The sequence below is a fragment of the Bradyrhizobium neotropicale genome (assembly GCF_001641695.1).
Lineage (GTDB): Bacteria > Pseudomonadota > Alphaproteobacteria > Rhizobiales > Xanthobacteraceae > Bradyrhizobium > Bradyrhizobium neotropicale.
The window spans coordinates 1-13,866 of record NZ_LSEF01000037.1; the positions used below are offsets into that span (position 1 = coordinate 1).

Genomic DNA, 13,866 nt, shown 5'->3' on the forward strand with positions numbered 1-13,866 from the left:
TGTCGATGTCGCTCACGGGCTCGCGCTTCTCTTCGGAATCGGCACCAGGGCCCTTCCATCATGGGATTCGAGGACGAAGTAGAACAATCTTTTGCGCGGCCTTGTCGTTAGTTTGAACGACAGGTTCAAGCGGACATGCGAACTCACCTCATCCATCGTCCCGCGAGGGACATCTTTCCACTGCTGGGTGGATCTCGAGTTTCCTCCTATCGGCTTTGATCCTGAACGGTTTTCATGCTGCTGTCGCGGTTGGCTCCCGGGTCCACCGGAACTCGGTGCCATCGACCCATATGCGGTGCATGATGACGGCCAGCCGACGGGCCAGGGCCACGATCGCCTTCTTCATTCCGCGACGCCTGGCGATCTGCATGGCCCAGGCCTTGAGCCAGGACCATTTCTTCGAATGCAACATGCTCTGCGCTGCTTCGTAGAGCATCACCCGCATCATCTCATCCCCGCAGCGCGATATCCTGCCGCTCCAATCGATCTCGCCTGATTGATATCTGGAGCTCGTCAGCCCAAACACTGCCCCGACCGACTTGGATTTTCGGAATCGGGCTGGCACATCGACGGTCGCGCGATAGGTCAGCGCCACCACCGGGCCGACACCGGGGGTCGTCATCAGGCGCCGGCACACCTCGTCGTCGCGCACGATGGCCAGCAAGCGGCGGTGCAGGATGATGATCTGTTCGCGTAGCGCCCGCCGCACGACGAGCAGCGGTTCCACCAGGATCGCCAAGTCGGGAATAGTCTCGACAAGCTCCTGGATGCGGGCCTCGAACCTCACCATTCCGACTATGCCCACCTTGAGGCCGAAGTTACGCAAAGTCCCTCGCAGATCGTTCTCGATGGCGATGGCCTTCGACTGCAATAGCTTGCGATGGGTTAGCAGCATACGCAGTTTCTGGCTGCGTAGCGTCTTCACATGCACCGGGCGATACACTCCCACCCGCATCATCTGAGCGATGCCGCGCGCGTCATTGCGGTCGGTCTTGTTGATCTGCGCCTTCAGCACCGCCTGCATGTGCCGAGTCTCCACACAGATCACTGGTAACTCGGCTTCGGCGAGAGCGCTGAACAGCCATTGCGATAACGGCCCGGCTTCCAGTCCGATCCGCTTGAAGCGGTAGGCGGGATTCCCCAGAACCTTCAGAAGCGCTTGGGGCTCACTCGCCACCTTCACTTCCTTCAAGATCTTGCCCGTATCATCCAAAATGCAGACACTCGTCTCCTTGACCGATACGTCCAGTCCGGCAAAATGGTCCATGCTGCGCTTCTCCTGATGCTTGAGGCCGTCACCACGGACCTCGTTTTCACCATCAGCCTGAAGCGCAGCACCTTAAATATTCAGCTATCCACAAGCTGGGCCAGCCGATTACCCCATCTTTTGTGCCGCTGTTGAGGGATGAGCGGGACATCAGGAGCGCTCACGCCGTAGAACGGCAGCTACATCTCAATCACTCTCTGGCCGCATGGGTATCGTACCAACCGGGCGGCGGGAACTGCGTCGCCGGATTCAAGTATCGTTTAGAGCCCTTGAGACGAAAAACCTTCTCTTGAATCTTGCCGACCATGTTGAACATGCTTTTTGCGCCGCCACCGAACAATCCAAGATCTCCATTGATCGCATATCCACGAAAAATGCTCTTGTAGAGTTCGATGGCTTCAAGCGCGCTTACCCATGTTCCGGGCAACTCATCTCCGAAAAGGCCGCTGCTTCCGTTCTTGAACCGCCAATCGACAAACTTTCCTTCTTTCGGAATCGTTGGGCATGTCTGCATGGAGACAAGTGACTGATCCATTATTCTGTATTTGCGGTATCCCAGCTTTTCGAATGTCTCGAACTCTTCAATAAGCTTTTCCCAGCTCGTCTTGTCAGATTCAATGGATACGAATTTTGGCAGCTCGGAAAGTCCCTCCAGAGAGGCCAGCGCTTCGAGGTCATTGCCTTCAATGTCGATTTTGCAGTATCGCGGGACACCGTGCTGCTTCAAAATGTCCGCCAGTTTCGCAGCGGGTACCGTCAACGTCCGCCCCGTACCTGCGCCAAATCTCCTGTTTCTTTCGGACCAATCCGGATTGGTTGTTCCCCACTCCGAAACACGATCGTCAGCATAAAAACTGACGTTCCCAGGCGAGTTCGAAACTGCAACATTGACCACCGACAGGGCGCCGGACTTGACGTGTTCCGAGAACCGGTTGGCGATGGAATTGCAGAATTCCGGCATCGCCTCTATGGCGACAACGCGAAATCCCTTTCTCAAATAGAATTCGGTATCCTCGCCCTTGTGGGCGCCGACGTCGTAAATGAGGGTTTCGTCCATGGCTCGTCCTTTTTGTGCGCCCGAAGGCCCAAGGGTCGAAGGTGGCTAATCCTTGTGAGGTCGCGTTCGTCAACGCCGCGGCTTGAGCCGCGATCTCTCACGCCGACGACGCAGCGAATTTAAGTGATGCTGGGACGCAAGCCGCCGACATCAATGCCGCGCAGCCTGCCCCGTCTCGCAGAAGCGGAACAGAGCAAGCACGAGATCGCCACCGAACTGGTTCGATCTCGCGACCTCGAGCACCATCCCTGGGGAAAGTGACAATTAAGGGGCTGCCACGCGCCGGGACGTGCCTCTCGTCGTCATCCTCGTTGCCCAGCGACAAAATTGCAGCAAGAGATGTGCCACATTCTTGTGAAGCCGATTACAGAAATCATCGCTTCCAGTCTCTGGTGAACGGCACCGCATGGTCGACCCTGTCATGCCAGTTCGAGACCGGAGCCACATTCGGTTGGCCACAATAAGAGAGACCCCGGGGCATCACCCCGGGGTTTTTCATTTAATGATGCTGGCCTTCCAGCGCTTCTTGACGTGTATATTCGTGCACGAATTCCACGATCGCGCCGTGCTGATTAGCGACCGGCAAATCGAGGGATTTAGGCCGTGAGGCGCGGACGCGCGTCGAGCATCACGTCGTCTAATCTGGGGCGATAAAAGTGATGTCGGCTTCTGAGGGCAGAGCGGAAATCTTCTGATCGGTTAGAGCATTACTGCTGGTGACCCAAGTGTATGGTCCGGCCGTGCGGTGCAAGAAGATTTCGACGTCCAGTAGATGCGGTCTTGCATCAATGTATCCGGCCTCTGCTTGGAGCGCAGTGCTCCGGGCCATCATGGATATCAGCGCGCATGTGATCTGATTAGCGGACAGGCCTCGACCGGGCCATTTGGGTCACCAGTGTTCGCATGCGCCGGGAAGACCGATTCTCCATCGTCGTCTCATCCTCTCGCAGACCTCGGCGGGTAAGGGTGTTGTTACGTCATCGATAGCTCCTCACGTCGCGCTGTTCCTTTGTTCGTGCCTGGCGGTCGTTCCTTCGTCCCGGCCTGCGCGCGCAGACGCGCCGCGCGCAAGGGGCCGTCAAGGCCGGCCGTCGTGCTGTCCTGACGTCTTGCTCTGCTGCTGCCAGGCCGCGCCTTGACGGCGCCGCGCACGGCGCGAGGATCACGCAGGTCAGGACACCGTCTCTACCGTCTTGACGCACGCGAAGGCGCGTCCCTTATTGAGGACCGCCCAGGCGATCCGGGCGAGCTTGTTGGCGAGCGCGATCGCCAGCACGTTGTGGTGCAATCGCTTCTTGGCGGCTTCGATCCACGAGCTGAGGCCATAGCGCTCCCAACACCTGACCTTGACCAGCACAACCCATGCGGCTTGCACGAACAGCGCGCGCAGGTAGCGATTGCCGCGCCTTGATATACTGCCGAGGATCGTGCGGTCGCCGGTCGAGATCTGCTTTGGCACAAGTCCAAGCCAGGCGCCGAAGTCGCGGCCTTTCGAGAACACGTCTCCAGCGCCGATCGCGGCCACCATTGCGCTCGAGATGATCGGGCCAATGCCAGGCACCGTCATCAGTCGCTGGCAGGCCTCATCTTGACGAGCGAGTGTTTCGATCTCGCTGGATAGATCCTCGATACGCTGATCCAGCCGCCGCCAGTCTTCCGCCAGCCCCTCGATGATGCGCAACATGCGAGGCGAGAGCACATCGGTGCGTGTTGCCAAGATACCCGGCAACTCGAACCGCAGGGCATGCAGGCCTTGCCGCACGGCGATGCCCCGCTCCAGCAGGAACGCACGGATCTGATTGATGACGCCGGTACGCTGACCGACCAATCGATCGCGGACGCGGTGCAGGGCCTGAAGGTCGAGCTGATCGGCGGACTTGGTCGCGACGAACTTCATGGTCGGACGTTGGACAGCCTCGGCGATGGCTTCCGCATCTCGGAAGTCATTCTTCTGTCCCTTCGAATACGGGCGCACGTATTTCGCCGGCATCAGGCGGGCGTCGTGGCCAAGCATTTGGAGTTTGCGGCTGAGATGATGGGCGCCGACGCAGGCCTCCATACCGATCAAGCACGGCGGCAGGTTGGCGAGCCGCGTTGCCACCTGGCCGCGTGACCACTTCTGCCGCAGCACGATGGCACCGCGGTGATCATGACCCACGATGTGGAACGAGTTTTTGCCGATATCGATGCCGATCACGGCGATCGCCGCGTTGAGTTTCTGAGACATGGCGTGCTCCTTGTCTTGAGCGCCCCTTGCCAGCTTCTCGTGCTGGCAGGGCCGGAGCACGGCCGGACCATCCCATTAGCGGACATCAAGTGGCGAGCTGGACGCCGCCCGCGCACCCTTCAGCCGTGGAAGCAGACTTAGCCGAGCAACCTCTTTCACTCGCGATTCAATAACATCTTTCGAAATATTGCCTCGAATAAATCCTACGTTCGACAAATCCAAGCTTCTCCGGCGATCATATGGGATCAGTCTGCCCCACGCCCATTGGATCACGGGTGGGGAGTGGAACCGGGATTTCGGAGCCCGATACTAGTATGTCCCCAAAAGTCCGAAGAACCACCACAGCCGACGAAATCTCAACTCGGTTCCGCCTCGATTCGAACTTAATAATGTCGCGCCCTAACTCCATCACACCCGAGTGAGTTCCGCGGCATTTGCGCGGAATATCCATGCGCTGAGCAAGCGAATGGATGTCGAAATTGAGGCGACGGGGATCGGTGGGGCGGTGAAGTTTGGAACTTTTGGTCGCGGTCAGATGCGTATGGCATCCCGCGATGTCGGATCGGCATCCGACGTCTTGATTCAGATTCTCCCGATCGATGGTTGCGGTTCGATTGAGACGCCGGAAATTTCCGTGCGCCGCCCTCTTTGCCTTCAACTTTTGCCAGCGCAGCGAGAGCACCAATCCACAAGAGCAGAGCATCACAGGAGTAGCGTATGAGTGCCCTGAGTGAACAAGGCCGAACGACCCCTCACGATCCACTTTACTATGCACCCCGCCGATTGCGCGAAATGCCAAGGTCGCCGGTATCCACTCTTGACGAACTGCTCTCCGGACCGGACAGCGCGCACGCCGAGCGGCCCACTTCAGTCGACATCGCGCTTGAGAATGCGGTCTACCAATCGCTGCGTCGGCCGCTCGAGCCTGAGGTCATGGACGTGCCTCCGACGCCGAGGCGCGGTCGGAATCGGCGCAAGGTGTTGTTCGGGGCTGCGGCGATTGGCGTTTCGGCGGTCGCGGCGCTGTTCATTGTATCGAGGGTTCAGACCTCCCAGGAGTCGAGCATTGCAGCGTCCTTTGCAGCGGCCGTGCAGTCGGTGAAAGACGCGCGGCCACAGCAGAGCGCGGGTCAGGCCGTCACGCCCGAGCAGTCCCAGGAGCTGCTCCAGCAATTCATGCAATGGCGGCAAAAAACCGTTCCGCCGAGACAGCTCAATGATTGAAATGGCATATACGGAGGCCCCGACGATGCCCGATATCGGATCCAACATCACGGCCGTACGGAGCTCGCGTTTGCGTTCGGTAGCGGCTGCACTTGGCGCTCTGTTCGCGACCGCCGCGGGCGCCGCGCCTAGCGATAATTTGAACATCGTGCGCGACCTGGCGGGCCGCATCGGACCGATCGTTGGTTCGGCGCTGGCCTGCCCGGACGTCGCGCGCCCCCGGATTCAGTCCATCGTCGACAAGTTCCAGACGGTGATCAGGGCAAATGCGTCCAACGAGGCCGAGCGCGACGAGCTTTCGCGGCTGCTCGATCGCTATGTCGTAGATGGCCGCAATGCTCTGACGGCAGGTCGGACCAATTGCAGAACGGCGGAACGCCAGCTTGCCGATCTCGAACAGTCGCTTCCCGGAAAGTCGCCATCGCTGATCAGCGCGATCGGGCCGACGCCAGCCGCTGCCGCGACGGCGCCAACGGCGCCCCTGCCGCGAGCGGCTCTCGCTTCCACCTCGCGCGGCGTGACCGCAAACGAAATCCGGTTCGGGATCGTGGGACCGCTTTCCGGTCCAGCGAAGGAACTCGGACGGCAGATGAAGCTCGGGATCGATACCGCCTTCAATCAGGTCAACGACGCCGGCGGCGTGGAGGGCCGGATGCTCCGGCTGACCTCGGCGGACGACGGTTACGAGCCGACGCGCACTCTCGAAGCCATGAAGCAGCTCTACGAGAAGGATCAGGTCTTCGGCTATATAGGAAATGTTGGAACGCCAACCGCGGCCGTCGCAGTCCCCTACGCGCTCGAGCGGCGGACATTGTTCTTCGGCGCGTTCACGGGAGCGAATGTCATACGCAACGATCCTCCCGATCGTTATGTGTTCAACTATCGCGCGGGCTATGCGGAGGAGACCGACGCTGCCGTCCGCTATTTGACGAAGCTGCGTCGGCTGCAGCCCCGACAAATCGCCGTATTCGCTCAGCAGGACGCCTATGGCGACGCCGGATTTGCGGGCGTCTCAAAGGCGTTTCGTTCGCTCGGCCTGAACGACGCCTCCATTCTTCGGCTCAACTACAAGCGGAATACGGTGGACGTCGACGACGCGGTCAATCAGCTAAAGGCGCAGAAGGGCGTGATCAAGGCTGTGGTCATGGTTGCAACCTACCGGGCCGCCGCCAAGTTCATCGAGAAGACGCGAGATGTCTTTCCTGGAATGGTTTACACCAACGTCTCGTTCGTGGGCAGCACCGCACTTGCCGACGAACTGATGCTGCTTGGGCCGCGCTTTGCCAGCGGCGTCATCGTGACGCAAGTGGTTCCAGCGGTTGGCGGCTATTCAAGCGCTGTCCTCGAATACAAAAACGCGCTCGCCAAATATTTTCCAGGCGAGTCGCCGGACTACGTGTCGCTTGAAGGATACATTGCCGCCAACGTCCTGATCCAGGCACTCAAACGAACGGGCCCGCAGCTCGATACCGAAAGCCTGGTCGACGTTCTTGAGAATACGCACAATCTCGATCTGGGTCTCGGCACTTCCCTCAATTTCGGCCGTGCGGAACACCAGGCGTCGCACAAGATCTGGGGAACGACGATTGACGAAAACGGTCGATACCGATCGCTCGAGCTTGAATGAGTATCGGAGCATCGGACGAAGCTGCAGCCCGTCCGATGCTCCGCCTCACAGAGGCAAATCGATAGCTTTAGCATATTCCATTGTGAACCGCGCGATCAGTTCGGCGGCGAGCATGAACTGGCTGACGCTGACGCCACAGGCCGCTGCAAAGAAATTCTCCATCGTATCGACACACATCGAATCTTAGTGCCGATCGATTTCTCCGCAAGCAATTGCGGAGTTCTGTCGTGCCTCGCGGCGCCCGCTAGACCCGGCGTCTGCAGCCTGCACGTCCGGACACATCCGTTGCGGGGCTGTCGAATGCGCTTGACGATCCTGCGCATCTCGAGAACGTGCCGACTGCAATCAAGTTCGCGCCGCGAATTGAATGCAGGGATCGTGGGCGGCAAACCCGCCCGGAACTTGGAATCTACAGGGGAACAATTTCGATGACGACGATCAGTAGTGTTGGAGCCATACCTCGCGCCGGAGGTGGCATTCTCGACAAGGAACGCACGATTGCGCGAGCGGGCTTCAATCGCTGGCTGGTCCCGCCGGCGGCGCTGTGTCTTCATCTTTGCATCGGCATGGCTTACGGCTTCAGTGTGTTCTGGCTGCCGCTGTCGCGCGCGCTTGGACTGACGGCACCGAAGACCTGTCCCGACATGACCCTCGTCCAGGAATTGTTCACGACAACCTGTGACTGGAGGGTTGCGAGCCTCGGCTGGATGTACACGCTGTTCTTCGTGCTACTCGGCATTGCCGCAGCGGTGTGGGGTGGCTGGTTGGAGCGGGTTGGACCGCGTAAGGCCGGGTTCGTCTCCGCCTTGTGCTGGTGCGGCGGCCTCTTTCTTGGGGCGATCGGCGTCTACGTGCATCAGCTTTGGCTGTTGTGGCTGGGCTCGGGCGTCATCGGCGGTATTGGTCTCGGCATCGGCTACATCTCGCCGGTGTCGACGCTCGTGAAATGGTTTCCCGATCGCCGCGGCATGGCGACCGGCATGGCCATCATGGGCTTCGGTGGCGGCGCAATGATCGGCGCGCCCCTTGCGAACCTTCTGATGAACTATTTCAAGACGCCGACCTCGGCCGGTGTCTGGGAGACTTTCGTTGCGATGGGCGTCATCTATTTCGTGTTCATGTTGGTCGGAGCCTTTCGCTATCGCTTGCCGCCGGCGGGCTGGCGTCCGGAGGGATGGACAACGCCGGCCAAAACCAACTCGATGATCTCGCAGTATAACGTGCACCTCAAGGACGCGCACAAGACTCCCCAGTTCTGGCTGATCTGGTGGGTGCTCTGCCTAAACGTTTCGGCGGGTATTGGCGTGATCGGCATGGCGTCGCCGATGCTCCAGGAAATCTTCGCGGGCAAACTGATCGGGTTGCCGGATGTCGGCTTCAATCAACTGACAGCCGCCCAGAAAGCGACGATCGCGGGTATCGCGGCCGGCTTCACCGGTCTGCTGTCGCTGTTCAACATCGGCGGCCGCTTCTTCTGGGCGTCCTTGTCCGACAAGATCGGCCGCAAGAACACCTATTACACGTTCTTCATCCTGGGTATTGTTCTCTACGCGCTCGCTCCGACGTTCGCGGCGATGGGTTCGAAGCTGCTGTTCGTCCTCGGCTTCGGCATCATCCTGTCGATGTATGGCGGTGGATTTGCGACCGTTCCGGCGTATCTTGCCGACATGTTCGGTACCCAGTACGTCGGAGCAATCCACGGCCGTTTGCTGACGGCATGGTCGACAGCGGGAATTATTGGCCCGGTCGTGGTGAACTATATCCGCGAATTCCAGCTCGCGGCCGGCGTCAAGCCCGACCAGCTCTACAACACCACGATGTATATTCTGTGCGCGATGTTGGTCGCAGGTTTGATCTGCAACTACCTGATCAAGCCGGTCGACCCGAAGTGGCACATGCGCGAGACGGAAGTCGCGAGAATGCAGGCGGCCGCCGCAAGCGCGAGCGCATCGGGACCCGCCGGCTCGTTTGGAATCGGGCTTGGCGGACTCGACGCGAAGGCCGCACTGTTCTGGGCTTTTGTCGGCATCCCGCTAGCATGGGGGGTCTGGATCACGCTGCAGAGCGCGGCTAAGATCTTCTGATCACCGCTCCCAGGCCGTGCGGCAGCCCCCATTGCAAAGCTGCACGGCCTTTCCCGCTACCATCGCCGAGGTGCTTCGCTTCGCCGGGTGTCGCAAGACGGCCCTCAGAGACTGACTCAAGAAAAATTTCGAATGACCGCTTCTGGCCCTTCGCGACAGTTTGCGCGGCGCAGCGACATGTCCGAAGTCGGGGGCAGACCGGAAGTCATCGGCCGAGGCTCGAACCGGCGCTTTTGACCCATTGCTGACCAGTAGGCGGGCGTTTACGCGCTTCGATGTCTTGCGCCCGTCCCGACTCGCCTTCCGATGCAGAATAATCGCGGATCGCTGCGAACGGGATGCTGAGGGTGACCATCCTCTGTAAGCTTGGCTTCAATACTAACAGCCGGGTGGGCCGATGAACGGCCGGGAAGTTTCGGTCAACTCTTTGTTTTTGCTTGAAGAAAAATTCGATCTCCGCCCCCCGAAAATTTTCAGCGACTGCCGTTATGGGGGTTAGAAGCAGGGCGGTCCTGACTTCGTAAGATACAAGGACGACTTCCATGAAACATGTTTTCGCAGCGGTCCTCATCATCACGACGGCGGTGGCTTCGCCGGCGAGCGCGTTCGAGATCAGCACCCGCGGCGGCGTCGGCATCCGCATCGGCAAGACCGAGTTGATCCACAACTCGAACGGCACGATCTCCCCGGACCGCGTCCAAGTCGAAGGCCAGACCGAAGCGACCGATGGCGGCAAGCTCCAGATCATCCATGGCCGTTCCATCGACTTCAAAAAGTAAGCAGTTGAAACTGGGCGCAGTAGAAATACTGCGCCCCCATTCATCGGACGACGCACCATGAACAGCCGCACTTTTCTGATCTTCGTTGCCCTTGTCACTGGCGTTTTCAGCTTGGCGCCTCTGCCGCGCAGCACTTCTGCGCAACGGGTGCTGGAAGCCCGGCCTGCGACTTCGGAGTTCCTCGCGGGCCCGCGAGCAGCAGGATTTGGCGAGCGGCTGGTGCCGCTAGTGCCGATTGACCCGGCAATGTTTAACCCGCGCTATCGCATCTCTGCTTCGGATGTGAGAGCGTATTGTATGAACGCCGCCGCCGGCCCGCTGAGAGACGTTGTCAAACGAAATGCCGAGCGTGAGCTGCGCAACGGCTTGACCTTCGGACGTGTTAGCGCGGACGACATTACCCAGCAGGTCATGCTCAAGATCTGGGAGAACTGCCAATTGCTCTCGGGCAAAACAGATAGCGAAATGGGTGGCTATGTCCAACGCATTCTGCAGAACCAGATTACAGATGAAGCTCGGCTGGAGCTTCGTCAAAAAAGGGTGATTTCCGCTCACACGACAGTTGATGCGCCGCCGGCCCTTGCGGTTGAGGACACCCGGCAGAACCCTGCGGTCCGCGTCGAAACGAGGGATACGCTGGCCGCTCTTGTCGCTAAGCTGACGCCGGCAGAGCGCACTGTGCTGGAAGGCTTGGTCATGAATATGGACCTTGATGCTATAGCCGAGAGCATGAACATCCAGCCAGGCACGGTCCGCGACCACCGGACAAGCATTCGCAGGAAGTATCAAAGTTTGCTCTTGAACAACTCCGCGGCGAAGTAGCGGACGGGCATACGCATTGTTTGTTTCGGCCGACAACCTCATGCTTAGAAGTCGAAGGGCGATTGTCGATCTGACAGCTCAATACCCGATACCCACTGTATATCCGCGCCGCGAATTTGCGTTGATGGCGTTTTGGTGAGCTTCGGAACAGACTACCCCGACGCCTTCCGACAAGTGGGGGAATATCTTGGCCGCGTGTTGAACGGCGAAAAGCCTCAAGACGTACCCGCTAAAGCAGGTCACCAAGCTTCAACTCGTGATCAATATGAAGACAGCAAAAACGCTCGGATTTGGGTTCCGGCATCACTCCTTGCCCGTGACGACGAAGTGATGGAATAGAACGCACCGACTTCCTGTTTTGGCCCGGAGCCGTCTGTGAGGGCAAAGCAGAGCGCGTCTGCTCTGCCCCCGAGTTCAAACGTCAACTTGTTCTGCTATCGCGAGGGCATCGTCGACCTCGATGCCAAGATATCGGACCGTACTCTCGATCTTGGTGTGCCCCAGGAGGAGCTGCACGGCTCGCAGGTTGCCGGTTCGCCGGTAAATCAAGGTTGCCTTGGTCCGGCGAAGGGAATGCGTCCCGAACAGGTGCGGGTCCAGTCCGATGTCAGCGATCCAGTGTGATAGGAGGCGGGCATACTGGCGGGTCGTCATGTGTTCAGTCCGCCGCCGGCCAATGAACAGGTATTCGCCTGACTTTCTGCCGGTCACCCGCAAGTAATCATCGATCGCCTGACGTGGCAAAGCCCCGCGCACTGGTGGTTCGTTCGATTGGCTGGTCGCAGCGTACCGATCGAGCAACAAGTTCACCAAGCGGCCGCCCCGTACCCGCGCAAGCTATGATCGCGCGCTAAACGACGTTGCGCGGTACATGTTGAAGGACGGCCGCCGCTTTGGATCTCTACACGTCAAAAGCATCAGCGCCGGTGCAGTCGATCGCCTCTATGAGAAACTGAAGGTCGGCGCGAACGGGAGGACGCGGCACCGGAGCGCCCTACTCTCTATGACGGTGTGCAAGCGCGCGTGGGACGTGGCGCATCGCATCCACCCCAGCGTGGTGCCCGCTTCCAATCCGTTCAAGGGCCTCGAGATTGAATATCAGCCGAGGCAAAACAGGTCGGCAACACTCGCCGAACTGAATCAATTCGTCGCTGCTGCTGACGCGGATGGTAGTCCATCGCTTGGCGCTGCTGCCATGATCGCGTTCTATTGGCTGGTCCGTGAGGAAGATATTTTCGGTCGCTTCGCCTGGTCTGACTATCGACCCGCCGACCGGCCTGATCATGTTCTCGCCTGGCACCACAAGAACCGCAAAACCGAGAAGGTTGCCATCCCGCTCTTTGACGTGGATGGGACGGCTCTCTGGCCGGAGATGATGACGCGCCTTGAAGTCGTGAAGCGAACTGGGACGCTGATTGTGATGCGCGACAATCCGGATCGGCGGAAGAAGGTCCACCTTCCGTGGATGACCGGCGGGCGCAATCCGATGCGCTACGTTCAGGCCGAGGTGCGCCGCATATGCCAAGCCGCCGGCTTGCCTGACGATCTCACCTTCACAAGCTTTCGGCATGGCGGACACACTGACGGTGCGGACTCCGGTCTGACCGACGCACAGATGCGCGCATTGGGCGCTCACAAGAGCACCGCGGCTCTACTTCGCTATGCCAAGGACACCGAGACACAACGTCAGATTGCAGGACGCAAGAGACTGAAATCGAGAACGGAAAGGGGGAATTTGTCAGAATGAGCAGGTGACGAGTTGTCAGAATGACAACTTTGCGCCGTTGCTAAGTCGTTGAAATGTTTGGTGGGCGCACCAGGGCTCGAACCTGGGACCCGCTGATTAAGAGTCAGCTGCTCTACCAACTGAGCTATGCGCCCGAAAGGCGGTCAAAGCCTTGCGAGGCCGGTCGTTTAGCAAAGCAGTTCGGGGATGGCAAGCGATGTGGCGAAGGTTTTCCAAGGGTTCGTCCACAAGCCCAAAAATGCGAAAAGCCGCTGGAATCCAGCGGCTTCGCGAGGGCTAATCCCAGGGGAATCCCGGCCCGCTCAAAGGCGGCCCTCCCGGTCGCGGTCCGGCCCGCCGTCCCGGTCGCCGTCATGGAAGCGGTCCATGCCGCGTTCCATGCCGCGTTCCATGAAGCGGTGGTGCCAGCCCTCCTCGCCACCGCCGCCGAACGGGCCCCGGTGCCGGGTCAGCACGGCGAGACGCCGCTTCTGGCCCTCATCCAGCGTCTTGTAGAGCGGATCGGCGGCATCGGCGATCTTCTTCAGCGCCGCGGAGGTCGCGGCCATGTCCTCGGCGCGCTGGCGCAGGCGGGCAACCGGATCATCCGGCTTGTCGGCATCGCCCGGGCCGGCATTCATTCGGGCGTTGGCCCGGTCGATGCGTAGCTTGGCGAACTCCCGCACGGCGGCCTCGACCGGCGGCCACAGCTTCTCCTGGTCGGCGTTCAGCTTCAGCCCGGCATGGACGGCGGCGATGCGCGCGTCGACGAAGGCAGCGCGATCTTCCGGGTTCATGCGCATGTGGCCCATGTGCTCGAACATCCACGGACGATGATACTGGGCATAGACCGCGCCCGAGCCGGCGATGCTGAGCACGGCGATGGCGGCGATGGTAAACTTCCTCATGAGAACCTCCTCTGGAAGGATGTCCATGAAAATGAGCGCCACCCGGCCCGTGCGCAACTTACAACTTGGACAGGGAAGGCGCTCTCATTGCAATTTAATTCGCACTCGCACTCAGAAATCATTTGCAACAATACGAAGGGGCTTC

12 protein-coding genes, 1 tRNA gene and 1 pseudogene are annotated in these 13,866 nt (G+C 59.8%); 7 read left to right on the top strand and 7 right to left on the bottom strand.

What is annotated here, in order from left to right; all coding sequences use genetic code 11:
- Positions 1-232 precede the first annotated feature (232 nt).
- Positions 233-1,267 carry an IS110 family RNA-guided transposase gene (locus AXW67_RS10565; protein WP_063676386.1) on the bottom strand — a complete coding sequence of 345 codons (1,035 nt, stop codon included), beginning with the start codon at positions 1,265-1,267 and terminating at the stop codon, positions 233-235.
- A gap of 190 nt (positions 1,268-1,457) precedes the next feature.
- Positions 1,458-2,324 (bottom strand): FkbM family methyltransferase, encoded by an 867-nt coding sequence (locus AXW67_RS10570; protein WP_063677849.1) that lies wholly within the window; start codon positions 2,322-2,324, stop codon positions 1,458-1,460.
- A gap of 126 nt (positions 2,325-2,450) precedes the next feature.
- On the opposite strand from AXW67_RS10570, the gene AXW67_RS44750 reads away from it, so the two are divergent.
- Positions 2,451-2,585, top strand: a complete 135-nt coding sequence (locus tag AXW67_RS44750; protein ID WP_283806457.1) for a hypothetical protein — start codon at positions 2,451-2,453, stop codon at positions 2,583-2,585.
- A 910-nt stretch (positions 2,586-3,495) separates the two neighbouring features.
- Here the strand turns inward: AXW67_RS44750 and AXW67_RS10580 are convergent.
- Complete coding sequence (locus AXW67_RS10580) at positions 3,496-4,551, bottom strand: IS110 family RNA-guided transposase (RefSeq protein WP_063677851.1); 1,056 nt, start codon at positions 4,549-4,551, stop codon at positions 3,496-3,498.
- 717 nt (positions 4,552-5,268) lie between these two features.
- Between AXW67_RS10580 and AXW67_RS10585 the strand changes: the two genes are divergently transcribed.
- The 3 genes from AXW67_RS10585 to AXW67_RS10595 all read left to right on the top strand — a co-directional run bounded on the left by AXW67_RS10585 (position 5,269) and on the right by AXW67_RS10595 (position 9,486).
- A complete protein-coding gene (locus AXW67_RS10585) occupies positions 5,269-5,775 on the top strand; it encodes a hypothetical protein (RefSeq protein ID WP_082907855.1) in 507 nt (168 codons plus the stop codon).
- Between the two features lie 25 nt (positions 5,776-5,800).
- The gene (locus tag AXW67_RS10590; RefSeq protein ID WP_245315511.1) at positions 5,801-7,402 is read left to right on the top strand and encodes an ABC transporter substrate-binding protein; all 1,602 of its coding nucleotides are present in this window, start codon (positions 5,801-5,803) and stop codon (positions 7,400-7,402) included.
- A gap of 428 nt (positions 7,403-7,830) precedes the next feature.
- Positions 7,831-9,486: an OFA family MFS transporter gene (locus AXW67_RS10595; protein WP_063677853.1), complete on the top strand. Its 1,656-nt coding sequence runs from the start codon at positions 7,831-7,833 to the stop codon at positions 9,484-9,486.
- Positions 9,487-9,691: 205 nt separating this feature from the next.
- Here the strand turns inward: AXW67_RS10595 and AXW67_RS10600 are convergent, their stop codons facing one another.
- Entirely contained in the window at positions 9,692-10,030 is a 339-nt protein-coding gene (locus AXW67_RS10600; RefSeq protein WP_063677854.1) for a hypothetical protein, read from the bottom strand.
- Between AXW67_RS10600 and AXW67_RS10605 the strand changes: the two genes are divergently transcribed.
- Together AXW67_RS10605 and AXW67_RS10610 are read left to right on the top strand one after the other, a co-directional pair.
- Complete coding sequence (locus AXW67_RS10605) at positions 10,029-10,265, top strand: hypothetical protein (protein WP_063677855.1); 237 nt, start codon at positions 10,029-10,031, stop codon at positions 10,263-10,265. The genes AXW67_RS10600 and AXW67_RS10605 overlap by 2 nt on opposite strands.
- Positions 10,266-10,322: 57 nt before the next feature.
- Complete coding sequence (locus AXW67_RS10610) at positions 10,323-11,087, top strand: RNA polymerase sigma factor (RefSeq protein ID WP_063677856.1); 765 nt, start codon at positions 10,323-10,325, stop codon at positions 11,085-11,087.
- Positions 11,088-11,501: 414 nt separating this feature from the next.
- On the opposite strand, the pseudogene AXW67_RS10615 reads toward AXW67_RS10610, so the two are convergent.
- Positions 11,502-11,831: pseudogene (locus AXW67_RS10615) on the bottom strand (tyrosine-type recombinase/integrase); the annotation flags it as partial.
- Positions 11,832-11,958: 127 nt separating this feature from the next.
- Between AXW67_RS10615 and AXW67_RS10620 the strand changes: the two are divergent.
- Positions 11,959-12,834, top strand: coding sequence for a site-specific integrase (locus AXW67_RS10620; protein WP_145927530.1), 876 nt, complete (start codon positions 11,959-11,961; stop codon positions 12,832-12,834).
- A gap of 58 nt (positions 12,835-12,892) precedes the next feature.
- Here AXW67_RS10620 and AXW67_RS10625 read toward each other — a convergent pair.
- Positions 12,893-12,968, bottom strand: a tRNA-Lys gene (locus tag AXW67_RS10625).
- Positions 12,969-13,136: 168 nt separating this feature from the next.
- The gene (locus AXW67_RS10630) at positions 13,137-13,721 is read right to left on the bottom strand and encodes a Spy/CpxP family protein refolding chaperone (RefSeq protein ID WP_201723660.1); all 585 of its coding nucleotides are present in this window, start codon (positions 13,719-13,721) and stop codon (positions 13,137-13,139) included.
- Between the last annotated feature and the right edge of the window lie 145 nt (positions 13,722-13,866).

What these genes read in the sequence shown, in the direction of transcription:
- AXW67_RS10565 (WP_063676386.1), bottom strand. Translation starts at nt 1,267, where the DNA reads ATGGACCATTTTGCCGGACTGGACGTATCGGTCAAGGAGACGAGTGTC.
- AXW67_RS10595 (WP_063677853.1), top strand. Translation starts at nt 7,831, where the DNA reads ATGACGACGATCAGTAGTGTTGGAGCCATACCTCGCGCCGGAGGTGGC.
- AXW67_RS10610 (WP_063677856.1), top strand. Translation starts at nt 10,323, where the DNA reads ATGAACAGCCGCACTTTTCTGATCTTCGTTGCCCTTGTCACTGGCGTT.
- AXW67_RS10605 (WP_063677855.1), top strand. Translation starts at nt 10,029, where the DNA reads ATGAAACATGTTTTCGCAGCGGTCCTCATCATCACGACGGCGGTGGCT.
- AXW67_RS44750 (WP_283806457.1), top strand. Translation starts at nt 2,451, where the DNA reads ATGCTGGGACGCAAGCCGCCGACATCAATGCCGCGCAGCCTGCCCCGT.
- AXW67_RS10630 (WP_201723660.1), bottom strand. Translation starts at nt 13,721, where the DNA reads ATGAGGAAGTTTACCATCGCCGCCATCGCCGTGCTCAGCATCGCCGGC.
- AXW67_RS10620 (WP_145927530.1), top strand. Translation starts at nt 11,959, where the DNA reads ATGTTGAAGGACGGCCGCCGCTTTGGATCTCTACACGTCAAAAGCATC.
- AXW67_RS10600 (WP_063677854.1), bottom strand. Translation starts at nt 10,030, where the DNA reads ATGGAAGTCGTCCTTGTATCTTACGAAGTCAGGACCGCCCTGCTTCTA.
- AXW67_RS10585 (WP_082907855.1), top strand. Translation starts at nt 5,269, where the DNA reads ATGAGTGCCCTGAGTGAACAAGGCCGAACGACCCCTCACGATCCACTT.
- AXW67_RS10570 (WP_063677849.1), bottom strand. Translation starts at nt 2,324, where the DNA reads ATGGACGAAACCCTCATTTACGACGTCGGCGCCCACAAGGGCGAGGAT.
- AXW67_RS10580 (WP_063677851.1), bottom strand. Translation starts at nt 4,551, where the DNA reads ATGTCTCAGAAACTCAACGCGGCGATCGCCGTGATCGGCATCGATATC.
- AXW67_RS10590 (WP_245315511.1), top strand. Translation starts at nt 5,801, where the DNA reads ATGCCCGATATCGGATCCAACATCACGGCCGTACGGAGCTCGCGTTTG.